Raw genomic sequence first — 22,940 nt, 5'->3', positions numbered from 1 at the left:
GGGGGGGTAAAATCACCCTCTCTTTTTAATTTAATTCAAGGAGTAGTTTTATGTTAAATTTTAAATCTCTGTTTTTAATAGGTTGGTTTGCTTTTTTATTTTGTGGGTGTGCAAGTATTGTTGGTAGCACAACTCAGCTAGTAACCATGAATACGCAGCCAAGTGATGCAAGCGTGAGTATAAGGGATATAAAATCAGATAGTGAGATTTTTATCGGTAAGACCCCATTAAGCGTTACATTAAATAAAAAGCAGGGATATTTTTCGGCTAAGGAGTATCTTGTTTTAATTAAAAAGCCTGGATATAAAGACTTTGAATTTAAAATAAAAAAAGGGCTTGGTGGTTGGTATATCGGCAATATAATATTTGGTGGGCTTGTTGGCTTGCTTATAGTTGACCCTTTAACTGGAGCCATGTGGAGTTTAAAGCCTGAAAAATCTGAGCTAGTAAATACAGAAAATGACACTATTATAATTAAACTTTTAGAAGACACTACTGCTTTAGAACGCAACAATATGGTAAAGTTAAAATAGTTAGTTTTATCCCACAAATGACTATTGCTAGACTTTTGGGTCTTTTTGTTTAAAAAATATAAAAGCATAAATATTATAAAATAGCAGACATTTTTTATAAGGAGAATTAAAATGGCAGTATTTGATGACGTAAGAGATGTGGTTGTAGAGCAACTAAGCGTAAGTCCAGACGCAGTAAAACTAGAGTCTAAAATCATAGAAGACCTAGGTGCAGATAGTCTTGATGTTGTGGAGTTGGTTATGGCTCTTGAGGAGAAATTTGGCGTAGAGATACCTGATAGTGAAGCTGAGAAGCTTATCAGTATTTCTGATGTTGTAAACTATATAGACAAGATCCAAAAGTAATTCTTAGCAAGGGAGATGTGTTGAAAAGAGTCGTAGTAACTGGCATCGGAATGATAACGGCTTTGGGGCTTGATAAAGAAAGCTCTTTTAAGGCGATTTGCGAAGGCAAAACAGGCGTAAAAAAGATCACCTCTTTTGATGTTAGCGAATTTCCAGTGAAAATAGCTGCTGAGATTACCGATTTTGACCCACTGACTGTTGTTGATGGTAAGGAGGTTAAAAAGCTAGGACGATTCATTCAACTAGGCATAAAAGCCTGCAAAGAGGCTATGTCTGATGCCGATATTAGGGAATTTGATCCACATAGCTTTGGCGTAAGTTCAGCTGCTGGTATAGGTGGGCTTCCAAATATAGAAGCAAACTCAAACATATTATTAGAACGAGGAGTAAAGCGCATTTCTCCGTTTTTCATTCCTTCAGCTTTAGTAAATATGCTAGGTGGTATCGTGTCGATAGAGCATGGCTTAAATGGACCAAATTTATCAAGTGTTACAGCTTGCGCAGCTGGCACTCACGCTATTAGCCAAGCGGCAAAATGTATAATGCTAGGACAGGCTAGTCATATGCTAGTAGTTGGTGCCGAGAGTACTATTTGTGGTGTCGGAATAGGAGGCTTTGCAGCTATGAAAGCCCTATCTACTAGAAACGATGACCCAAAAAGCGCAAGTCGACCATTTGACGCGGAACGAGACGGCTTTGTAATGGGCGAGGGTGCTGGAGCTTTGGTGCTTGAGGATTATGAGAGTGCTGTGGCTCGTGGAGCTAAAATTTATGCAGAGTTAGTTGGATTTGGCGAGAGTGGGGATGCTTATCACATTACCTCTCCTACGCTTGAAGGACCGCTATCTGCTATGAGACAGGCTGTTAAAATGGCTGGTGGGGTAAAGATTGATTATGTTAATGCTCACGGTACTTCAACGCCTGTAAATGATAAAAACGAAACAGCAGCACTAAAGGCTTTATTTGGTGTTGATTGCCCTCCAGTAACTTCTACAAAAGGGCAGACTGGACACTGTCTAGGAGCTGCAGGCGCAATAGAGGCAGTTATATCTATAATGGCTATGCGAGATGGTATAATCCCACCTACAATAAATCAAACTACCCCTGATGCAGATTGCGATTTAGACTATGTGCCAAATGTAGCTAGAAAGGCCGAAATTAAAGCGGTTATGAGTAATTCATTTGGCTTTGGCGGCACAAACGGCTCTGTGATATTTAAAAAAATGGACTAAGTGATGTCAAATTATAGCTATTTGGACTTTGAAAAGGGAATAAAGCAGATAGACGAGGATATAGCAAACGCTAAGATAAAAGGCGATGAACATGCGGTAGAAATACTCTCTAAAAGCCTAGAAAAAGAGGTTGCAAAAGTCTATAAAAATTTAAGCGAGTTTCAGCGCTTACAGCTGGCTAGACACCCTGACCGTCCTTATGCACTTGATTATATTAGAGCTTTGCTTACAGATTATTATGAGATACACGGAGATAGAGCTTATCGAGATGATGAGGCAATAGTCTGCTATATAGGCTACATTAGTGGAGAAAAGGTGGTGGTAATAGGCGAGCAAAAAGGACGTGGCACTAAAAATAAACTTCGTCGCAATTTTGGTATGCCGCACCCTGAGGGCTACCGTAAGGCTCTTAGAGTGGCTAGGCTGGCTGAAAAATTTAACCTACCTATATTATTTTTAATAGACACCCCAGGTGCATATCCAGGCGTGGGCGCAGAGGAGCGTGGACAGAGCGAGGCAATAGCTAGGAATTTGTATGAATTTGCAGCTCTTAAAACCCCTACTGTAGCCGTTGTAATCGGTGAAGGTGGTAGCGGAGGGGCATTGGCTATCGGTGTGGCTGATAGGCTGGCCATGATGAAAAATTCTGTTTTTTCTGTCATCTCTCCAGAGGGCTGTGCTGCGATACTTTGGAATGATCCAGCAAAGCAGGAGCAGGCTACAAAATCTATGAAGATCACAGCCGATGATTTAAAGGGCTTGGGGCTTATAGATGATGTTATCGAAGAGCCTATAAACGGCGCTCACAGAGATAGAGTTAGCGCAGCAAAGTCTTTGGGCGAGTATTTTTTAAAAGAGCTTGCAAAGCTAAAAGAGTTATCAATTGATGAGTTAATTCAAAAAAGAATGAATAAAATTCTAGCTGTTGGAGTTTATGAAGGAGAGTAATCTCCTTTAATTGATAATTATTTGGGATTTTTATAAATTTTCCACTATTTAAAATATTTTTTACATTATTTCAGATTTTTCTACCGTAAATTTTGCTGCAAGAGGATATTGCGTCAATGATATTTGGTAACACATCTAGCTTTTAAATTCATAAAAATATGGCTTAATAAATTTATGGCTCCTTCAAAGAATAGTGTTGTTTTTAATTACAAATTTAAGCCACCTTGCAAGCTCAACACCACTAATTCGTGCCACTTGCTTTGATGTCACAGTCATTATCCTGCGGCGTTAGTGCGATTTTTATCTATTTGCAAAGTCTGATATAAAAATCTGGGGAATATCGGCAAGAGTTAGCCTATTAAGACCACTGCTTTTATGTGGCTTGTGTCGTAGGTGATATGCTTTCCTTCGCCCAGTTTTACTTTTCTTAATCTAGGCTGGGCGAGCTTGTATCACAAAGTGGAGTAGGAAAAAGAGCCTTTAGTAAGGCGTGGTTTTTAAAACTGCTACTATATCTTATTTTAAATAAACTTCGCTCCGTTTGTTTTTTAAATAAATATCGGTTACGCCGACCGTTTAAAGAAGCTGCGCTTTAACTTATGCGCGCGCAGTAAGCAGTTGTATTATTAAGCCATTGTATGGGTTGTATGCTTTCTTGTGTCTTAAGTGAAAGCGAAGCTTTTTAAAACGATCGAAGCAAAACCGCACGCAAGCTAGTGCATTACCACATTATACAAGCGATTAATAAGCTATTTATATTTGGCGCAGGACTTGCCTTTAAAATTTATAAAAATTTATATTTAATATCGCTTAATAAAACTACATTAGTTAGTAGAGCAAATGCGCTGAGTTTAAATTTCCCTATTTTTCGCTTTAGTTTTAGTGTTTTGCAAAAGGTTGCTGATAGTGATAAATTTAAATTCATAGCCTATAAATGCGTAAAATTCAAGAGTTTTATGGATTTTAGCCTTGCGATATTATGGCTAGTTTGAGAGCTATTTTAGTAGATTTTTATGGTAGTGTTTGGAAAATTTGGCGATTTGGCTTTAATAAATTTTTAGTCAAACTTTGCTAGACTGTTTTTGAAATTCCAAACGAAAGCTAAACATTGCTAAAAAATAATGCCGCACCATCGAGTAAAAACCAGCCAAATCCGTACGACAAAATACCCTATCACTCTAGTGCATTTACTGCGACTAGTCCGCTACTTCTGCGCTCTATCTCCGCTATTTTGGGGCTTAGCGATCTAGCTAAAAGCAATGCGCAATCCAATCCATGCCTTAATGACGTCAAGAGCTTTTCTGCGGCAGCTAGCCCTAGTAGCCAGCATATATCAGACAAATCAAGCTTAGAAAACGCCACCCCAATTAGCGTGCTGGAGCTTGGCTGTTCTTTTGGCGGAAATCTCATCTCATATGCACTGCATGATCCAAGCGCCACTTTGCATGGCATAGACCTTTCGCTCTCGCAGATTAGCGAGGGTAGGCGCATAGCCAAATTTTGCGGTGCTAGCAATCTTGTTTTAGAACATCTTGATATTACGGATTTTTCCGCTGTACACGCAAATTCTAAGTACGATTATATAATTGCTCACGGTGTATACAGCTGGGTGCCAGCTCATGTGCGTGAAGCGATTTTGTCGCTGATTGCTCGCCATCTAGCACCCTTTGGCATGGCTTATATCTCCTTTAATGCCCTGCCTGGCTGGCACGCCAGAATGCCTCTGCGCCGATTAATGCTTGCTGCATACGAGCAACATTCAAACATCTCCTTTGTTAAGCAAACGCTAGATATTTACAGGCATTATCTGCTCACACGCCATCCAAATTCCGTCCAAATAGCACTTATAGACCGTATAAAGGAGGCGTCAGATCACTATATAAGACATGAGTGGCTATCTGAGGTAAATGATGCTTTTTATTTTGATGAATTTAGCGCAAGTCTAGCGCACCATGAGCTTGGCTATTTGTGCGAGGCTGATTTAAGCGATATTCTCTCCCCAGATTTAGCATACAAGCAGGCTGATGATTTTATCCGTGCGCACTTTTCATCTCATGTGGCCAGTGAGCTTATGCTTGATATTTTTAGTGATAGAACCTTTAGACGAAGCCTTATAACCCACGCAAGCAATATCAAAGCTCTTGCCAATAAAGATATAGGTGTGGCGGATATCTCAAAGCTACATATCTGCAGTATCCTCACTAAGACGGAAAATGGCTATGTGGATAATATGCAAAGGCGGCTAGATGCTGAGTATGGGTGGCTTTATGATTTAGCTGGGCAGGTTAGTCCAGCCTCTATTAGCTTGCCGCAGGTGCTTGCTTTATTTAGTGATACTTCGCACAGATTACAGGCGTATGCTGGATTTATAAAAATGCTAGAGGCGGTTACTGAGGGGATAAAGGTCGATATTAATCCGCGCAATGCCATTAAGTACGAGCCATATAAAACTCGTATAAACCCTAGATATGAGGGGTATTTAAAGTATTTCGCAAGCACGAACGAGCCTTTTATTGATTTTGCGGATGCGTTTAATTACGTAGTATCAATCACCAAAAAAGAGGCCGAGATTTTGCTACGCTTTGACGGCAAGGCTACAAAGGCTCAGATAGTTGGGCAAATAGCGAGTGAGTTTGGTGCGAGTAGGGCAAAGGCGAATCAGTATTTAGACGAACTAGAGAGACTGGCTAGTAGTATGTATCTTTTTGAGGAGCTTTGATTGGGTTTTGGTATGGCTAAATTTATGCGAGAGTTTGGCGTTAATAGTGGGCGCAATAGCAAGAAAATGCGAGTTTTTAGGTGTACTACCATAGTGGGTAAATTTTACTAAGCCTTTAAAAGCTAACCCTAAAGTGCGCTTAAAATGCCTAATTTGGCTTTAAAAGGCTATAAATTCCACCCAAAATATCGTTTGAATATATAGCCAGCGTCTTTGCTAGCCAGCGCTCATCGCCCTTTGCGCCTATGCGCTTTATCGCCTCAAGCTCGCCATTAGCCCTATTTATGCCCCGCTTTGTGGTATAAAGTATCTCATATCCTGCTTGCTTTGCTGCATTTATGGCTGCTTTATCGTATTTGCCCCTAGGCCAGCACAGGTGAGTATCGTCAAATCCCAGGCGCCGCTTTAGCGTTTGCCTACACATTGCTAGCTCTTGCTCTAGGCTAAGCGTGCCAAAGTACGCATCGCTATGTCCGTGCGTATGAGAGTGAAAGTCTATGCCAGCCTCTCTCATTTTGCCCACTTCGTCCCAGTTTAAAAACAGTGCACCAGGATTTTGGCTAGCCATCGCTTTTGCCTTAGAGTGTGGCGCAGGGATAAACTCAGCCCCCACCTGCTCGCTAGCGGCTTCTATCCAGCCAGTTACTAAAAATATAGTTGCACGAAGCCCATATTTTTTAAGCACAGGAAAAGCATAGACGTAATTATCCCGCCAGCCATCATCAAAGGTGATAAGCACACTTTTTTTACCTACCTTTAATTCACCCTTTTTATAAGCCAAAAACTCATCTGCGCTAAGCGTGTGGTAGCCGTTATTTGCTAGATAGCGCATTTGTGCTTCAAACTCCATAACGCTACTTGTGATAAAGCCAGACTGGGGCAAAACGTGATGATACATCAAAACAGGTACACTCATAAAATCTCTTTTAAAGCCAAATTTTTATAAAATATTATCAAATTTAAAGTTAAAGTTAAGAATGAAACAAAAAATCGCTTTAGTAAAACTCTCCGCCATAGGCGACATAATCCACGCTAGCATATGCGTCCAGCTCGTGCGTGCGCATATGCCAAACGCCCATATCACGTGGGTGGTTGATGCTAGATTTGCCCAGCTCGTGCGTGCTTGCGCTGGGGTAGATGAGGTCGTGGAGCTTGAGCTAAAAGATAGGCGCTATTTTAGCGCTTTTAAAGCCTTGCGGACTTTGGGTAAATTTGATATAGTCATTGACTTGCAAGGGCTTGTTAAATCAGCTATCGTCTCTTGGCTTATAGGCAAGAGCTGCGGCTTTAGTTTTAAAAGCGCAAAAGAGGGCATAGCTAGCCTTTTTTATGCGCGCAAATTTGTGATTGATTATAATGAAAATGTAATAATGAGAAATGCCTATTTAACGGCATTTGCGCTGGGCTTTAGCGTGAGTAAAGAGCAGATAGAGCAAAAAGCGCCATGCTTTAAAATCTCAAGCGACACACTACCTAAAAAGGGCGATAAAAAGCTAGTGCTAATTGCGCCGTTTGCGAGCGAGCCTAGCAAGTGCTATGATAAATTTAGGGACGTTATTTTGGGGCTTTGTGATGATTTTAGCCTGCTTGTGTGCTATAGTAGCAAGGATGAAAAAACAGCAGCCACCAAGCTAATAAGCGGCACAAAGGCGCAGCTGCTTGCGCCAAAAAGCCTAAGCGAGCTAGCTAGCTTTATATCAGGCTGCGATTTAGTTATTGGCAATGATAGTGGCGTAACGCACCTAGCCTGGGCGCAAAATGTCGCCTCAATCACGCTTTTTGGTAACCGCCCTAGCGAGCGAAACACCTTTAGGACGGATAAAAATTTAACTCTTGATGCGGGTAAAAAAGTGGACGCAAGAAAGATAGACAAAAGCGATTTTAGCGTGTGTGAAATACCTGCTAAAAATGTAATACAAAGTGCTAGGGGGCTTTTATGAGTAAGCTTTATTTGGCTGGATTTTGGTTTTTAAAATTTATCGTGTGGCTGCTACCTAGTGCGGTGAGTGCGGCATTTTGCAGGGCTTTGGCTAGGGTTTATTTTTTAATCGCTAAAAAGCGCAAACACAACGTGCTAGCAAATTTAAACCTAGCCTTTAGTGATAGCATAAGTAGTGATGAAAAGCTAAAAATCGCCAAGGAGTGCTATGAGAAATTTGCCGTCTATCTGGGTGCAAATTTTATAAAAAATCAAAACACAACCAAAAAGTCCGTGCTTGAAAGAGTTGACTTTAAGCACAGCGAGCGGCTGCTTAGCGCTATAAATAGCGGTCGCGGTGTGATAGTAGTTACGGCGCATTATGGAGAGTGGGAGCTTTTTAGCCTAGCGATGGCGGCTAAATTTGGAGCAGTTTCTGTCGTTGGTAGGCGACTTGATGATATGGCTATGGAAGCGATTTTGAGTAAAAATCGTCATCAATTTGACATACAAGTCATAGAAAAAAGTGGCGCAGCTCGTGGCGTACTAAGGGCTCTAAAAGACGGCAGGCTAGTGGGCATACTTGTCGATCAAAACACCGCTAAGAGCGAGGGCGTGGAGGTGGAGTTTTTCTCTCATAGAGCACTTCACACCCCAGCAGCTAGTGTGCTAGCACAAAAAAGTGGTGCTCTCATCGTGCCAGCTTACATTAAAAGCGTAGGCAGTGGCAGGAGCGAGATAGAGTTTGATGAGGTTATTGATGTGGCGGTTCTAACGCAAAGTCTGGGTAAGGATGAGGCGATTTTGCAGGCTACGCAGGAGCAGGCTAGCAGCTGTGAAGCGGCGATTCGGCGAGCTCCTAGCGAGTATTTTTGGTTTCACAAGCGATTTAAGCACTTTTATGAAGGAATTTATAAATGATAGCTTTTGCGCCATTAAATCCAGAAAGCTTTAATCCTAAAGCCAAAAATGATAGCTTTTGCGCCATTAAAGGTGAAAAAAGATATTTGCTAGCGTTCGCAATAAGCGCATGGACTGATTTTTATAAATTTATTCACTCATGCCCCATTAAAGCCGTCGCTTTTTACGCTTTTTTGGGCTTTGGTAAAAAGGGTGCGCTATGCTAAGTGTTGTAATACTTACATTTAATAGCCAAAAATACCTCACCCAAGTGCTTTCATCGGTATCATGGGCAGATGAAGTGCTTTGCATAGATAGCGGTAGCGCAGACGATACGGCTAAAATTATAAGCGAGCATAAAAACACTAGGCTTATTTTTCAGCCTTGGCTTGGTTTTGGAGCGCAAAAGCAGTTTGGGGTGGATGCGGCTAAGAATGAGTGGGTTTTCGTGCTTGATAGCGATGAAGTCTTTACCCCACAGCTAGAAGCGGAGGTAAAAAGCGTGCTAAAAAGCCCTAAATTTAACGCTTACCGCGTCCCACGGCTTAATTATTTCTTTGGCAAGCCTGTGCGAAATATGGGGCTTTATCCAGATTTTAGCGTGCGGCTTTTTAGCAAACACCACGCTAGATTTAGCGATGATGCGGTGCATGAGAGAGTTATAGCAAATGGCGATGTGGGCGAGCTAGCGGAGCATTTTTTACACTATGCGTATGAGAGTGTGGAGCAGTTTATCACTAAGCAAAATCGCTACTCAAGCCTAAGTGCAAAAAAAAGCCGCCTAAAGGCGATTTTTAACCCCATTTGGACGTTTGTGCGGCTATATTTTCTGCGCGGGGGCTACAAGGAGGGCTGGTGCGGCTACGTCATCGCACGCCTTTATGCTCAATACACATTTTGGAAATATGTAAAATGAAAATTTTAGTGATGAAGTTTAGAAATATAGGCGACGTGCTACTTACTACGCCGCTTATTGACGCTCTTGCAATGACCTATCCGCACTCTAGGATAGACTTTGCCTGTAATGCTGGTACGCAGGCGATGATAGAAGGCAATCCAAACATAAGCCATATCCACGTCTATGAGCGAGATAGCCTGCGTAAAAAGGGGCTTTTTGGGCGGATTTGGGGCGAGCTTAAATTTATTAATGCAATAAAAAAGCAGCGCTATGACATCATCATTCAGACCACTTCAGGTGATAGGGGCGTGATTATCGCACGCTACGCAAAGGCAGGGTGTATAGTGAGCTTTTTACCTAAAAATCGCACTCTAGCACGCTTTGTAACCCACCCTATAAGCCTGCCAAATCTAGGATACGTCCCACACACCATAGAGCGCAATCTAGCTACGCTAAGTGCGCTAAAATGTGAGATACCAAAGCGCAAGGCTGTGCAGATATACTATCCAGACTCAGCACTTGATGGCGTGAGTTTACCAGAGCAGTTTATTCATTTTCACATCACAAGTCGCTGGCTTTTTAAATGCGTAAAAGATGAGATTATGGCGGAGCTTATTGATTTTTGCGAGCTTGAGCTTGGTATAAAAGTGGTGCTAAGTGGCGATGGCAGCGAGGCTGAGAGTGCAAAAATAGCCAGCGCCTTAGCGCTTTGTAAAAGTGAGCCTTTAAATTTAAACGGCACACTAAGCCTAAAGCAAACCGCCGCACTTGCTGCGCGTGCAAGGTGCTTTGTGGGGGTTGATACGGCTATTATGCACGTGGCAGCGTCTGTAAATACGCCTGTGGTTGCGTTTTTTGGGCCTAGCGGGGCTTTTGAGTGGGGGGCATGGGATAATGAGCTAAGCGAAAATGGCTACAAAGCACGAAACGGAGTGCAAAAAATGGGCAAACACACGGTGTTTCAAAAAAGCTGGCAGTGCGTACCGTGTGGCAAGGACGGCTGTGATGGCAGTAAGATAAGCCGATGCTTAGTCGAGTTTAGCGCCGATGAGATAGAGCAGATAAAGGCAGAGATAAGGCTAAAAGCTGGGGTTTAGAGCGGTTTTGATTTGACTTTACATTTTTAAATAAAATATTGCTTTTATAAATTTAAAAGAAAGGCATAGCCACATATACGAGTAGATTAGTGCAGATTTTTGCACTGCTTCTGCAAAATGCTAAAAATAATGCCAACATCAAGATAAGGTCGGTATGCTAAAAGCTACTGGTTAGCGATAAAGGCTTTGGCAGAGAGCATAGCTTTGTAGACGGCGCCATCAGAGGCAACAGGGGGGGGGGGTGGAGCGTTATTTGCATAAAACGAATCGATAGAAAAATGCCCTGCAAGTAGCCAATACAATGAGCGGTAAAATTATGATTTTACAATATCTCAATTAGCACCATAAAACTTAGTAAAAGTTTAAATTTAAGTTCATATTAGTGGCTAAAAAAGGGGAGCGGATGGATAAATTTAGTTTTGTTAATGTGATAGCTTTTGCCTATATTAAAATTTAATGGTAGAAGGGTTTTTAGTAAAATCAAAATTCCACATCTAGCTATGCCTATGGGCGTGGATAAATTTATCCTACCTAGGCTAAAATCTAGCGAAAATGCGCTTTATATAGGCACTGTTGATGTAAATGGGTATCTTGGAGGATTTTTAATCAATTTAGCCGTGCAAAAAGTGATTTTAGCTTTGATATTTTTACATTTGATTATGACTGCGCAGTACAATTTTACCTCCTGATGATAGATTTAGGCGTATTTTCGTACCTTTAAATAGGTTTTACATAACAAAGGTTATGGATTATTGTGCTTGTGGTATAGCGGTTTTTACTTTGGTTGTTAAGGAGTGTTGCGAGCTTTTTGATAAAAGGAGTGCATTTTTATAGGAGATGATGTCGCAGTAGATGTGGATAGAATTTGTTCTTTTAATAAAGATGAGCTTTTTAGTATGGTTTGCAAGGCGAAAAAATATTAAAAAGCCAGCTTAGCTATGAAGCGCTAGAGTTAGAGGTTAGCTACTTTTTTGAGTGAGATTTAGCTCGTTTTGGCTTAAGTTTGCTTTTAGAATAATAAAAAATCCAGCCATGTAAAATAGATAAAGCTCTCGTAAATTTATACTCTCAAATAGCCCTCTAACGCCAAAATAGCTAATAAGCGATACGAAAATAGCCGCATAAAGTAGCCTCTGCTTGTCCTGTTTTTTCCTTAAAAACTCTCTAAACGCACAAAAAAGCAAAAGCACATACGCTCCAAATAGTGCGCCAGTACCTACTACTCCATAGTAGTAAAACTTCCCAAGCCAGAATGGCTCGTCGTTAAACCAGTATCTAGTGCCATCAGCGCGCACTTGCATCATGTCGATTTTTGCGCCCTTATCAAGCTCTCGCCGCAAAAACTCATCGTACTGTTCCTTTCCGTATCCAAGCCCCAAAAGCGCCCTATCACCTGATAAAAATAGCGGCGCACGCTGAGATATGATAAGTCCTCTGCCTGATGAGTCTGCGCCTTGAGCGTATTTGAAGTTAAAAATCGATGAATTTATCCCTATAAATCCAAGCCCAAGTGCCAAAATTAAGGCAAAGCCAGCAATTAGCCTAGCCTGCTTTTTTAATGCGCTAGCAAAGCCAGCAAAAAGCAGCATAAAAAACGCTAAAGCCCCACTAATACCCACTGCTAGCCAGCTTCCCCTAGTGCCGCTTAGTATATCCATAGAAAGAGATAATAAAATCAGTAAAAATATTAATATTTTTTGCCATGTTTTTGTAAAAATCATCACGCCAAAAAGTGCAAATGGCAAAAACCTATCCACATAATCAGCATATGCTCTTGATATTATCCGTCCGCTTTCTACTTCGCCACCTCCCCATGCGTCTTTTAGCTGGGTAAAAAGCGGCGTACAATAATAAGCGCTTACGGCGATAAAAGCTAGCAAGAGCGAGAGATAAAAGTGCCCAGACTGTGTTGTTTTAGGTGCAATATTTGTGGCGTAAGCTAGTACGATAATCATAAAGCTAACACCCCTGCCAAGCTCGCTAAATGCGTCTTTAAACGAGCCAACGCCCGCTAAATACGGCACTGTTGAAATTATTAGCGAGTATATCACAAATAGTAAAAGTAGGGATATTATGGCTATATTTTGTTTTAAATTTATGCTAAAGCGTCGCTTAATCTGTGTGTCTTTATAAAGCCTATAAAATGTGATTGCAAGTGCTAAATAAAGTGCGATATTTTTTAAAGCAGCCATATGTGGCAAATGCTCAAATATCAAAAAAAGCCCCAAAAGTAGGGTGATAATTGCGTTTAAATCGCAGGTAAAGCTAAGTTTTGTCATAATATCCTTTCACGTTTTTTGATGATAGCATATTTTAAATTTATCAAAGGTTATAACTTGCTTTATTTACTTATTTATGCGGTATTTTTTCCGTTTTTGTGCATTTTGCGCCTATTTTGGCGTACTAAATCATCTAGGGTTTTGGTAATTCAGAGTGCTAAAATAGGTGATTATGCAAACTCTAGCGTGCTTTTTGAGCCGCTTTGCGGACTTGATGTGGTAATTGATGAGGTTAATCTAGCCTTTGCTAATCACGATAGCCGAATAAATAAAGCAGTAGCGATAAATCGCTATAAAAAGGGGCTTTTAGCAAAGCTTAGGCTGGCTTTTATGCTCTATTTTGCCTCGTATGAGAGGGTTTATGTGCTTTTGCCAAACTCTTTAAATTTATTCCTAGCTCGCTTTGCTATGCCGCGTAGAGGGGTGGTAACGGTATATCCAAAAGGTGCAAGCAAAAGCGTAAAAATCCTAAGCCTAGGTATGCAAAAAATCCCGCACAGTACTGAAAATCTCACCCTCTTAACCTACCTTAAAATGGTGGGTGTTACTGAGCTAAAATATAAAAAACAGCTGCAAAAACCGCTTTTTATACCACAGGATAGCCCTATAAAAAATAGCGATAAATTTAGAGTCGGCATAAGCTTTAGTGCTGCAAACAAGATAAAAACTCCGCCAGCTAAAACTTGGCAAATTATATTTGATATACTAAAAAAAATTGAGTGTGAGATATATATATTTGGGGTAAAAGATGATGATAAAATGCTAAAGGAACTTGATATTAGTGGGCTAAATTTAATATCTTTAGTTGGCAGAGTAGGGCTTGAGGCATTGCCATATGAAATAGGTAAAATGGGGCTTTATATCTCATCTGATACGGGCAATTACTACATCGCTGATACCATGGGAGTGAGTACGGTTGTGCTTATGGGGCCTTGCTTTGCTAGCGAGCAACGTGGGGTGGGCGATACTCTTATTGTTGCGCCTGTAAAATCTCTAAAGCCTTTTACCTCAGTTTTTGCCACTGTTACTGATAGAAATTGCCCTGAGTATTACGAGCTTGATGATGAGCACATAGGAGAGATTGAGGAATTTGTGAGAGCTTGCACTGGTAAATATGTTTGACGGTTTTTGTGTTAATTTACTAAAATTTTAGCTTATAAAAGACTTTTGAGGGTTTATGGGTGTATTGGGATTAAAATTTAGTCTTGCTTTTAAAGGTTAAAAACAAGACTGGGGATTTTTAAGAAAATATTTCGCTAAAAAGGGAGTACTACTCCGCCATTTTCGGTTTGCTTAACGTCGCTAGTTTTTCAATTAGTTGTGTTATTATGCTTTAAATACTCGGTATTTAAAGTTGTACAGCATGCTTTATTAATACAAAATAAATGTTATTTATTGTAAAGTTAACTTTTAATTTTTTATAAATTTAAGCATAAATTTATACCACAAACTGTAAATTTGAGACTTAATTTAAGTAATAAAATCTGTAAGAGAGTACTTTAAAATGAAAAGACGAGACTTTTTTAAGCTCACAGCGGCTACGGCGGCGGTTTTGGGTGCAAATGGATTAAGTGCGCATGAGCATACACATGATAAAGGTGAGTGCAAAAAACAAAGAGAATTTGAGGTGCATTTGCGCCATACTATCCTAACAGTGGGTAAACAGGTGCGCTTTTGGATGCCACTACCGCTAAATAGCGACTATCAGAATCTAGTTACAAATTTTAAAGTCAAGACAAATGCGACAAACTACTTCATCTCGGATTTAGATATTCCGACGATTTATGCTGAGTTTGCACCAAATGAGCCATCGCCATTTTTTGACCTAAGCTTTAATATCGCGACAAAAGACCGTAGTGCGGATTTTAGCAAATATAAGCCAAAGGGCGAGTTTAGCTACGAGGCTATGGATGCATTAAATCCTAGCACGCACATAGACCTAAGCCCAGAGGTAAAAGCAAAAGCGCAGGAGATTGTAAAAGGTATTGATAAAAATGACGAGCTTAAAAAAGCGCGCGCTATATATGACTGGGTGGCTGATAATATGCAGCGTGATGAAAGCGTTATAGGTTGTGGTGTGGGCGATGCGGCAGCTATTATAAAAAGTGGCATACTAAAGGGCAAATGCACTGATATAGGCTCTGTGTTTGTGGCACTTTGTCGTGCAGTGGGCGTGCCTGCTAGAGAGATTTTTGGTATACGTGTGGGCAAATCCGCTCTATCTGCAGCCATAGGCAAAGCTGACGAGGATGGCGGAGCTGATATAACTGGCGCACAGCACTGCAGAGTGGAATTTTACGCGCGTGGCATAGGCTGGGTTGGCGCAGATCCAGCTGATGTAACAAAGGTGCGACTATCAGAAAAGCTAGATAATAATTCAGAAAAAATCAAAAATATAAAAGAGTATCTATTTGGCTCGTGGGAAGGCTGCTGGATAGGCTATAATAGCGGCAGAGACTTTGTCTTAAAGCCAGAACCGGCCGTAAAGCCACTAAATAACTTTGGTTATCCATACGCAGAGGTTGACGGCGAGGTGGTGAATTACTACAACGCAAAACGCTTTAGATATGAGTATGTCTCTCAGGAGATTTTTTGAAGTCATACTGGCTTTTAATAAGCTCGATTTTTAGCGCACTTTTAGCGAGCCTTTGCTGCCTTGGGGCGATGAGTTATATGTTTTTTGGCATAGCAGTAGGCTTTTTAAATGCGCTTGATGTGCCTATTTGGATTAGGATAATTTTCGCTATTTTATCAGTCGGCTTTTTGGTGCTTGCTTTTAGAGCCATGTTTAAAAAAACCTGCTCTAAAAGCCCATTTAAAGCATTGGGCTACACAATCGTAACAATATTTGTATTAGGGGTAATTTTATTCCCTTACATAGCAGGATATTTATATGAATAAATTTATAATCGCACTGACATTTCTTAGCACTTTTGTTTTTAGCGATGAGTTAAGGCTAAGCATACCAGCTATTCATTGTCCTCTTTGCATAGCTATCGTAAGAGATGAGATAAAAGAACTACAAGGCGTACAAAGCGTTAAAGTCGATTTAAAAACAAAAAGCGCAACAGTTATAATAGATAAAAGTGCAAATATAAATGACATACTAAACGCAACTGCAAAAGCTGGATATGAGTCAACTGTACTAAAGCAACCATGAGGAAAATATGAAAAAAATAGCTATTTTGCTTATCTGTGCCCTATGCTTAAACGCAGAAAATCTAGCTATAAATGCCCTAAAAAAGGGCTATAATGCAAAAATTATAGGTCAATATGCACTAATAAATGGCGAAAAAATAATGCTAAATCTAGGCGATAACCCACCGTTAAAAACAAGACAAGACGAGGGATGTCAAAATAGCGCTAGTATAATGGCTATGATGAGTGCAAATTCATACAGTGCGCTAGCTGGACTTAATGCGCCTTTAGATGATAGTACTAGGTGCCGAAACTACGAGCTTTTAGGCGCAGTATATGGTAAAAGCGAGGCTGAGGTTAGGGCAAATTTGGTCAAGGTTGACTTTTTGGGGCATATGGTGGAATTTAATAAAAATAATGGCGCCAGCAAAGCCTTGCAAGAGGTCGCTAATGAGCTAAAAACTCTAGTGCAAAATAACCCAGAGTTTGCTAAGTTTTTACAAAATATAGGTGGCACATTTAAATGGCGCAAGATAGCTGGCACAAATCAGCTAAGTGCACATAGCTATGCAATTGCAGTCGATATAAACGTCAAATATAGCAGCTACTGGCGCTGGAGTAAAAGCTACAAAAACCAGATCCCGCAAGCTATAGTGCATGCTTTTGAACGGCATAAATTTATCTGGGGAGGCAGGTGGAAGCACTTTGACACCATGCACTTTGAGTACCGCCCAGAATATTTTTAGCTACTCTTGTACTAAGCAAATAGTGTAAATTTCATTAAAATATCTCTAAAATATAGTAAGCTTTATGGAATAAATTTAAAGCTAAAAGTGTTTGTTTATCTCTTAATATGTGTAAAAACTAGTTAAAATTTAATTTTGTTTGAAATAGAAGCTTTAATTATTTTAAATTTAGCCTCTAAAATAGACGCTTGCTTACTTATTTTGCAAAAGAATGGGGAGGGGTAAAAATTGATATTTTTGTCTATAATTTAACTATCTAGGCTTAAATTTATAGCCAAAATGACCCCTATTTTCTAGGGGATTTTAGCTCGCTTTCGATCTGATTTAGCCTATCGCAGCCCTGCGTAAATCCTAAATCACAAGCGTATGAGAAGTATTTTTTAGCCAAGTCTTTATTTTTTAACTTCGTGTAATAAATTGCCCCCACATTATAGCATCCAAGCTCGCTTCCATGCCCATTTGCGCAGGCTTTTTTAGATAGAGCCATGGCTTTTTTGTCATCTTGTGCCACGCCAAGCCCCAAAGAGTAATATCTGCCTAAATTTGCGCATGCAGTAGGATTTCCCTCGTTGCAAGCATGGTTAAAAAGCTCGGCTGCTCGTTTATGTTCTTCAGGGGATGTCTTGTCCTTTTCGTGAAGCTGTCCTAGCTTCGCACAGTCGCCGGTTTTATTGTCTTTACAAGCCATTTTAAAATAGTCATTTGCCTTGCTAAAGTCCTGCTCCACGCCCTCGCCAGTGGTGTATAAAAGCGCTAGATTATAGCAGCTATCAGCGTCTGATAGGTCGCAGGCTTTCTTGTAAAGCTCGGCTGCTTGCTTAAAGTCCTTATCTACTCCCTGTCCCTCGTAATAAAGTATAGCCAAATTATAGCAAGCCCCCACTACGCCCTCATCGCAAGCTTTGGAAAAAAGCATAGCCGCCTTTTGATGTTCTTTGCTATCGTGAGCCTTTAATGCCTCCTCAAAATCCCCAGCAAATAGCAAGCCGCCGATAGCCAAAAATGCAAAAATAATACCCCTCATAGCACAAACCTCGTTCTAAAATGCCATATCTACCGCTTGGCAGATAGTATGGATAAAAAATATGTGATTTTCCTGTATTCGCGCGGTGTCAGAGCTTGGGACGATTAAATTTATATCGCATAGCCCGCTCATCGCGCCTCCACCCTTGCCACTAAGCCCTAAAACACCCATTTTTAGCCCTCTTGCGCTATCTATGGCTTTAATGACGTTTTGACTATTTCCGCTTGTTGATATTGCGACGAGCAGATCGCCTTCACGCCCCAAAGCCTCGACCTGACGAGAAAAGACAAACTCAAAGCCATAGTCGTTGCCTATAGCGGTGAGAGCTGAAGTATCAGTACTTAATGCTATGCCAGCAAGAGCTTGACGCTCTGTTTTGTACCGCCCAGTAAGCTCAGCCGCAAAATGCTGTGCGTCTCCTGCGCTTCCGCCATTGCCACATATTAGCACCTTGCCGCCTCGCTTTAGCGTCTGCGTCACCAGCTCACAAGCCCTAATAAGCTCGCCTTCAAGTGCGCTTGCTGCTTCAAAGGCCGCTATATGCGCCATTCTTTCATTTTTTATCATCTCATTTATTTGCATCTATTATCCTTTGTATTATTCCGCTTGTGCTTTTGCCATCTTCAAATTCCACAAGCCTCACATCGCCTACTATCTCACTTCCCACGACCTCTTTGCCAGCATAATCAGCACCCTTTACAAGCACGTCTGGACGAAGTTTTGCAATTAGGTCAAGTGGTGTATCCTCATCAAAAATGACGATATAATCCACAAAGCCAAGTGCGGCTAATAAGCAGGCTCTATCGTTTTGCGAATTTATAGGGCGTGCCTCGCCTTTTAATCGCTTTACGCTTGCGTCTGAGTTTAGCCCAACTATTAAAATATCCCCAAAATCACGTGCTTTTGAGAGATATCGTGCATGCCCTGGATGAAGTATGTCAAAGCAGCCATTTGTAAAGACCACGCGCTTTTGCCCCCTGTGAGCCAGTATCGCCTCAAGCTCGGTGACACTTTTTATCTTACGCTCAAAGCCAGCGCTTGCCTGACTTCGTAAAAGCTCCTCTATCTCGCTAAAGCTAGCTGTGGCTGAGCCTACCTTTGCCACGACTACGGCTGCAGCTAGATTTGCCACCCTGACGGCCTCTTTTATGTCTGCGCCACTAGCTAACATATACCCAAGCGTCGCTAAGACGGTGTCTCCAGCGCCCGTTACGTCAAAGACTTCTTTTGCTATGGCTGGGAAAATGTGGGGCTTATCATCAAGCAAGGCTATACCCTCCTCACTTAGCGTGATAAGTCCGTATTTTAAATTTATCTCATCTTTTAACCATGTAATCGCACTTTTTAAGCTAGCTTCGTCTGTGATTTTTATTCCACTTGCCTCGCTTGCCTCTTTGCGATTTGGCGTAAGGAGCGTGGCGCCACGGTATTTTGAGTAATCCTTGCCTTTTGGATCAACTAGCACCATTTTGCCAGCTTTTTTAGCCAGCGCTATCACTCCAGTGCAAACTGGTTTGCTTAGTACTCCCTTTGCATAATCACTTAGTAGGACTATATCAAATTTATCAATGCTTTTAGCCACAGCCTCGCAAAATTCGCTAGCATTAGAAATATCCGCCACGCTCTCGCTATCTATGCGTACCACCTGTTGATGGGATGCCATCACACGGCTTTTTATGCCACTTATGCGCCCCTTCTCACGCAGTAATAGCGATGTATCAGCCCCTAGATTATTCAGCATAGATTCTATCTCATCACCAACCGCATCATCGCCTAGCACGCTAGCTACGCTTACGTTGGCTCCGAGATCAATGAGGTTTGCCACCACATTTCCAGCCCCACCTAGACGCTTGCTCTGTTTTTGAGTGGCGACAACTTGCACTGGAGCTTCAGGGGATATGCGCTCACAACTCCCCCAAATGTAGTGATCCATCATCAAATCCCCCACCACAAGCACTCTCATGCAAGCACCTCCTGCGCATAAATTCTACGTATCTCATCGGCGTAGTCTTTTATGCCTTGCTCTAGCGTATACTCAGGCGCGTAGCCTAGCTCTAGGATAGTAGGCGCTATATCGGCCTCGGTGTGAAACTGATACGAGCTTTTAAAAGGATTTTTAATAAAGCTCTTTTTTAGATTTGTGCCAAACTCAGCTTGTAAAATATCAACCACATCGCTAAAGCTTCTAGCCACGCCAGTGCCTACGTTGTAAACTCCGCTTTTTGTGGCATTTGCAGCTTTTAAATTTGCCTGTATGATGTCTTTAATATACACAAAATCTCTATAAATTTTATCACTTCCCTCAAAGAGTTTTGGTTCTGTGCCTCTTAGAATTTGCAAGCCAAACTGAAGTATCATAGATGCGGTACGTTCTTTGAAAAACTCGCCTTTGCCGTAGACGTTAAAATACCTAAGCCCCACAGCCACGCCCCCGGTGCGTTTACTCCAGCTTAAAGCGGCGTTATCCATGGCTAATTTTGAAAAGCCATAGGCGTTATTTGGTGCCTCGGCTTCGCCCACTTTTTGCGGAGCTTTTGCGCTACCGTAAGTCGCCCCAGAGCTAGCATAGACCATATGCGCGCCTAGTTTTTCGCATAAGCTTAAAAGACTTAAAAACGCATTTACGTTTGTGCGGACTAATTCGTCTTGCTCGCTTACAGTGGTGTCTGAAATCGCCGCCTCGTGATAGATTAAATCGGGTGCAAAGTCTTTAATTACCTCAAGCGTCCTAGGGTCATTTATATCAGCTTCTATGACTTCGCCACGAAATCCTAGGAGATTTTTAAAATGCCCAAAGCTTTTTAGATTGCCATTACTAAAGCGTTCGTTATTTCTAAATTTATCCAGTGCAAGCACTCGTATATCTTTATAATGGGTATCAAAATGGTGCGCCAGCGCAGAGCCGATAAAGCCAGCTGCGCCAGTGATTAGCACTCGTTTTGCGTTCATATTATTCCTTTTTGTTTCATATCTTTTAGCACATCCATTACGCTAGCATATGGGTTTTTATCAAGCAAATAAGCCCTGCCAACCCCAGCCGCCGTAGCCGCTACTATATCGCTTTGCTTATCGCCTATCATGACGCTTTTAGCCATGTCTATATTAAGCTCATTTTGGGCTGCAAGAAGCATACCCGCAGCTGGCTTGCGACACTGGCACGCCTCATCTGGAGAGTGCGGACAATAATAAACTTTTTCTATTTTTACGCCATTTTGACAAAAACTATCAAGCATATATTCATTTAGCACGTTAAAATCGCTAAGGCTATAATAACCCCTGCCGATACCTGATTGATTTGTAACAACAACGAGCATATATCCAGCCGCTGCAAACTCCGCTAAAGCCTCAAAAATTCCATCGCAAAAGCAAAAATCCTCTATCTTACTAACGTAGCCTAGGTCTTTATTTATCACGCCGTCTCGGTCTAGGAAAAGTGCCGGTTTTTTAAAATTTTCTTTCATAGATTAAATTATAACCTATTTTAAATAAATTTTTTAAAAAAATACACTATAATCACAAAACATCAACTCATATTAAAGGAAAAAAAGATGAAAAAAATCATCGCATCTGCATTGGTTCTTGGGGTGTTTGCTACTGCTGCTATGGCTGCTGAAGACGGCTCTAAACTATATAAAAGCTGTGTAGCCTGTCATGGCGCAAAAGCTGAAAAACAGTACCAAAACAAAGTTCCTGCACTAAGCAGCTTAAGCGCAGAGGAGATAGTAAAAGCTCTAAGCGAGTATAAAACAGGAAGCAAGAATGCTTATGGTCTTGGCGGCGTGATGAAAGCTCAAGCTGGTAGACTAGACGAAGCTAAAATGCAAGCTATAGCTGAGTATATCCAAACTCTAAAATAATTCTCTAGCCCCAGTTTTGGGGCTTCCTACTGATTTTATACTTTTTAAATTTCTATTTTTACATTTTGATTTTTCGGATAATTAAAAGCCGCTAAAATGCGTAGTTCTTGCTTTAAGCCACGCAATACAAGCTGCATAAGTACCGTATCCGTTAGACTTCGTCCACGGACACTTCCCACACGTGCCAGTATAAATTTAAATTTTTACTTTTTGTTATTTAAGAATAGGTAAAACCGCAGACACTTTTAGTTTTTGAATTTGAGCCTATTTTTACGCTATGGCTTTTATTTTCGTATACGATTTTTGTTTTGCGTCAAGAAAAAAGAAGAAGGGGGCTAGAATTTGAAGCCATCTTGCTCCTTTTATTTATCCATCGCTCGTATCACGTTCAACGGTTTGTGCAGCAAGAATCGATATGCTCGCTCGCGTTTATTTCCGCTTTGCTTTACCTAGACTGGGCGAGTTTGTATCACGAAGTGGTGCATAAAGCAAGGCTTTTGTAAAAAACTGCGGATACGCCTTATTTTAAATAAACCTTACTTCGCTTGTTTTTAAATAAACTTTGTTTTGAAGAAACTTCGTTTTCACAGAAACTGCGGCTACACCTTGTTTCACAAAGTCTTTATCTTTATATTTACCCATCTCTCGCATTGCTTTTTACTTTGCTTTGCTAGTAGCCTGTTGGGTGCTATATGCTCGCTAAGTTTTGCTACGTTTTTATTTAGGACACAGGAGTGTATGCGGCTTAGCAGGGTAAGAGGTTGCCATGCGTACATAAAGTAAGTAGTGCTAGCAGTTGCAACACAATGCAAGCCGCATAAAATCAATTATCTCGTGCTTCGCCTGCCACCCCCCCATCCCATACGTTTAATGGATTGCTATTATTTACATTCGTTTTATAACAAATTTAAATTTCGATAGTTGGCGACTCCTCCGTGCTGACTGGCTATATGTGAAGTATGGTAGTATAAATTTAAGCTTTATTTTTACTGTTAAAAGGGGTAAAACCGTAGTTGGGGTTGTGACTTGAGTTTAATTTTATTTTTACACTAAAGGCTAAGTTTACTTAATGTTACGGCTTTTTATTTTACGCTGAGGAAAGGGTTTAAATCACTAAGAAACTGCACTGCGTTTGTTTTATGAAGTCGCTCCTTTCCATTTAACAATCTCAAAGCCGCGGTATCGTTAGCATTTAAAATTTTCCTGCGTCAAATTTTAAATTGCAATTGCTAGGGTTTTTATAAATTTAAACGGATAATGCGAAATATCTCACCCAGCGGGTTGCAAGCGTAGCGAAGCAAAATCT

Annotated in this window: 24 protein-coding genes; 17 read left to right on the top strand and 7 right to left on the bottom strand. The window is 40.9% G+C overall.

From position 1 onward, the window contains the following. Nucleotides 1-50: 50 nt before the first annotated feature. The 5 genes from LBC_RS07750 to LBC_RS07730 all read left to right on the top strand — a co-directional run bounded on the left by LBC_RS07750 (nt 51) and on the right by LBC_RS07730 (nt 5,777). Nucleotides 51-533, top strand: a complete 483-nt coding sequence (locus LBC_RS07750; RefSeq protein WP_221253869.1) for a hypothetical protein — start codon at nt 51-53, stop codon at nt 531-533. Between the two features lie 111 nt (nt 534-644). Next, a complete protein-coding gene (gene acpP, locus LBC_RS07745; RefSeq protein ID WP_221253868.1) occupies nt 645-878 on the top strand; it encodes an acyl carrier protein in 234 nt (77 codons plus the stop codon). Between the two features lie 20 nt (nt 879-898). Next, nucleotides 899-2,110 carry a beta-ketoacyl-ACP synthase II gene (locus tag LBC_RS07740; protein WP_221253867.1) on the top strand — a complete coding sequence of 404 codons (1,212 nt, stop codon included), beginning with the start codon at nt 899-901 and terminating at the stop codon, nt 2,108-2,110. A gap of 3 nt (nt 2,111-2,113) precedes the next feature. Further along, nucleotides 2,114-3,058, top strand: a complete 945-nt coding sequence (gene accA / locus LBC_RS07735) for an acetyl-CoA carboxylase carboxyl transferase subunit alpha (RefSeq protein ID WP_221253866.1) — start codon at nt 2,114-2,116, stop codon at nt 3,056-3,058. A 1,108-nt stretch (nt 3,059-4,166) separates the two neighbouring features. After that, nucleotides 4,167-5,777 carry a class I SAM-dependent methyltransferase gene (locus LBC_RS07730; RefSeq protein ID WP_221253865.1) on the top strand — a complete coding sequence of 537 codons (1,611 nt, stop codon included), beginning with the start codon at nt 4,167-4,169 and terminating at the stop codon, nt 5,775-5,777. Nucleotides 5,778-5,925: 148 nt separating this feature from the next. On the opposite strand, the gene LBC_RS07725 is transcribed toward LBC_RS07730, so the two are convergent. Further along, a complete protein-coding gene (locus LBC_RS07725; RefSeq protein WP_221253864.1) occupies nt 5,926-6,693 on the bottom strand; it encodes a polysaccharide deacetylase family protein in 768 nt (255 codons plus the stop codon). A 61-nt stretch (nt 6,694-6,754) separates the two neighbouring features. Between LBC_RS07725 and waaC the strand changes: the two genes are divergently transcribed. The 6 genes from waaC to LBC_RS07695 all read left to right on the top strand — a co-directional run bounded on the left by waaC (nt 6,755) and on the right by LBC_RS07695 (nt 11,279). Further along, complete coding sequence (gene waaC / locus LBC_RS07720) at nt 6,755-7,717, top strand: lipopolysaccharide heptosyltransferase I (protein WP_221253863.1); 963 nt, start codon at nt 6,755-6,757, stop codon at nt 7,715-7,717. Then, nucleotides 7,714-8,616: a lipid A biosynthesis lauroyl acyltransferase gene (locus LBC_RS07715; protein WP_221253862.1), complete on the top strand. Its 903-nt coding sequence runs from the start codon at nt 7,714-7,716 to the stop codon at nt 8,614-8,616. Before waaC ends, LBC_RS07715 begins: the two co-directional genes overlap by 4 nt. Continuing rightward, a complete protein-coding gene (locus LBC_RS07710; RefSeq protein WP_221253861.1) occupies nt 8,613-8,822 on the top strand; it encodes a hypothetical protein in 210 nt (69 codons plus the stop codon). The genes LBC_RS07715 and LBC_RS07710 overlap by 4 nt, the downstream gene beginning before the upstream one ends. Then, a complete protein-coding gene (locus LBC_RS07705) occupies nt 8,816-9,511 on the top strand; it encodes a glycosyltransferase family 2 protein (RefSeq protein ID WP_221253860.1) in 696 nt (231 codons plus the stop codon). The genes LBC_RS07710 and LBC_RS07705 overlap by 7 nt, the downstream gene beginning before the upstream one ends. Next, entirely contained in the window at nt 9,508-10,590 is a 1,083-nt protein-coding gene (gene rfaQ / locus LBC_RS07700) for a putative lipopolysaccharide heptosyltransferase III (RefSeq protein ID WP_221253859.1), read from the top strand. Before LBC_RS07705 ends, rfaQ begins: the two co-directional genes overlap by 4 nt. Before the next feature lie 437 nt (nt 10,591-11,027). Continuing rightward, nucleotides 11,028-11,279, top strand: coding sequence for a hypothetical protein (locus tag LBC_RS07695; RefSeq protein ID WP_221253858.1), 252 nt, complete (start codon nt 11,028-11,030; stop codon nt 11,277-11,279). 270 nt (nt 11,280-11,549) lie between these two features. On the opposite strand, the gene LBC_RS07690 is transcribed toward LBC_RS07695, so the two are convergent. Next, complete coding sequence (locus LBC_RS07690; RefSeq protein ID WP_221253857.1) at nt 11,550-12,869, bottom strand: hypothetical protein; 1,320 nt, start codon at nt 12,867-12,869, stop codon at nt 11,550-11,552. 57 nt (nt 12,870-12,926) lie between these two features. Here LBC_RS07690 and LBC_RS07685 point away from each other — a divergent pair, with 57 nt between their 5' ends. The 5 genes from LBC_RS07685 (at nt 12,927) to LBC_RS07665 (ending at nt 16,753) form a co-directional block, all read left to right on the top strand. Beyond that, entirely contained in the window at nt 12,927-13,991 is a 1,065-nt protein-coding gene (locus tag LBC_RS07685; protein WP_221253856.1) for a glycosyltransferase family 9 protein, read from the top strand. A 382-nt stretch (nt 13,992-14,373) separates the two neighbouring features. Continuing rightward, nucleotides 14,374-15,465, top strand: coding sequence for a transglutaminase family protein (locus LBC_RS07680; RefSeq protein WP_221253855.1), 1,092 nt, complete (start codon nt 14,374-14,376; stop codon nt 15,463-15,465). Continuing rightward, nucleotides 15,462-15,770, top strand: coding sequence for a hypothetical protein (locus tag LBC_RS07675; protein WP_221253854.1), 309 nt, complete (start codon nt 15,462-15,464; stop codon nt 15,768-15,770). Before LBC_RS07680 ends, LBC_RS07675 begins: the two co-directional genes overlap by 4 nt. Continuing rightward, a complete protein-coding gene (locus tag LBC_RS07670; RefSeq protein WP_221253853.1) occupies nt 15,763-16,029 on the top strand; it encodes a heavy-metal-associated domain-containing protein in 267 nt (88 codons plus the stop codon). Before LBC_RS07675 ends, LBC_RS07670 begins: the two co-directional genes overlap by 8 nt. 7 nt (nt 16,030-16,036) lie before the next feature. Beyond that, complete coding sequence (locus LBC_RS07665; protein WP_221253852.1) at nt 16,037-16,753, top strand: M15 family metallopeptidase; 717 nt, start codon at nt 16,037-16,039, stop codon at nt 16,751-16,753. Nucleotides 16,754-17,039: 286 nt separating this feature from the next. Here the strand turns inward: LBC_RS07665 and LBC_RS07660 are convergent, their stop codons facing one another. Genes LBC_RS07660 through gmhB form a run of 5 tightly spaced genes read right to left on the bottom strand, consistent with a single transcriptional unit; the run spans nt 17,040 to nt 21,238 of the window. Then, on the bottom strand, nt 17,040-17,777 hold the full coding sequence (locus LBC_RS07660; RefSeq protein ID WP_221253851.1) for a tetratricopeptide repeat protein: 738 nt from the start codon (nt 17,775-17,777) through the stop codon (nt 17,040-17,042). Between the two features lie 15 nt (nt 17,778-17,792). After that, nucleotides 17,793-18,359 (bottom strand): D-sedoheptulose 7-phosphate isomerase, encoded by a 567-nt coding sequence (gene gmhA, locus LBC_RS07655; protein ID WP_221253850.1) that lies wholly within the window; start codon nt 18,357-18,359, stop codon nt 17,793-17,795. Then, on the bottom strand, nt 18,346-19,740 hold the full coding sequence (gene rfaE1 / locus LBC_RS07650; protein WP_221253849.1) for a D-glycero-beta-D-manno-heptose-7-phosphate kinase: 1,395 nt from the start codon (nt 19,738-19,740) through the stop codon (nt 18,346-18,348). The genes gmhA and rfaE1 overlap by 14 nt, the downstream gene beginning before the upstream one ends. Then, entirely contained in the window at nt 19,737-20,726 is a 990-nt protein-coding gene (gene rfaD, locus LBC_RS07645) for an ADP-glyceromanno-heptose 6-epimerase (protein ID WP_221253848.1), read from the bottom strand. The genes rfaE1 and rfaD overlap by 4 nt, the downstream gene beginning before the upstream one ends. Further along, nucleotides 20,723-21,238: a D-glycero-beta-D-manno-heptose 1,7-bisphosphate 7-phosphatase gene (gene gmhB, locus LBC_RS07640; protein ID WP_221253847.1), complete on the bottom strand. Its 516-nt coding sequence runs from the start codon at nt 21,236-21,238 to the stop codon at nt 20,723-20,725. Before gmhB ends, rfaD begins: the two co-directional genes overlap by 4 nt. A gap of 87 nt (nt 21,239-21,325) precedes the next feature. Between gmhB and LBC_RS07635 the strand changes: the two genes are divergently transcribed. Further along, entirely contained in the window at nt 21,326-21,634 is a 309-nt protein-coding gene (locus LBC_RS07635) for a c-type cytochrome (RefSeq protein ID WP_221253846.1), read from the top strand. Nucleotides 21,635-22,940: the final 1,306 nt, after the last annotated feature.

Source organism: Campylobacter sp. 19-13652, assembly GCF_019702925.1.
In the GTDB taxonomy this organism is placed as follows: Bacteria; Campylobacterota; Campylobacteria; order Campylobacterales; family Campylobacteraceae; genus Campylobacter_A.
Note: the sequence above shows the minus strand (reverse complement) of the source record. Positions and strands in the feature narration are given on the sequence as shown.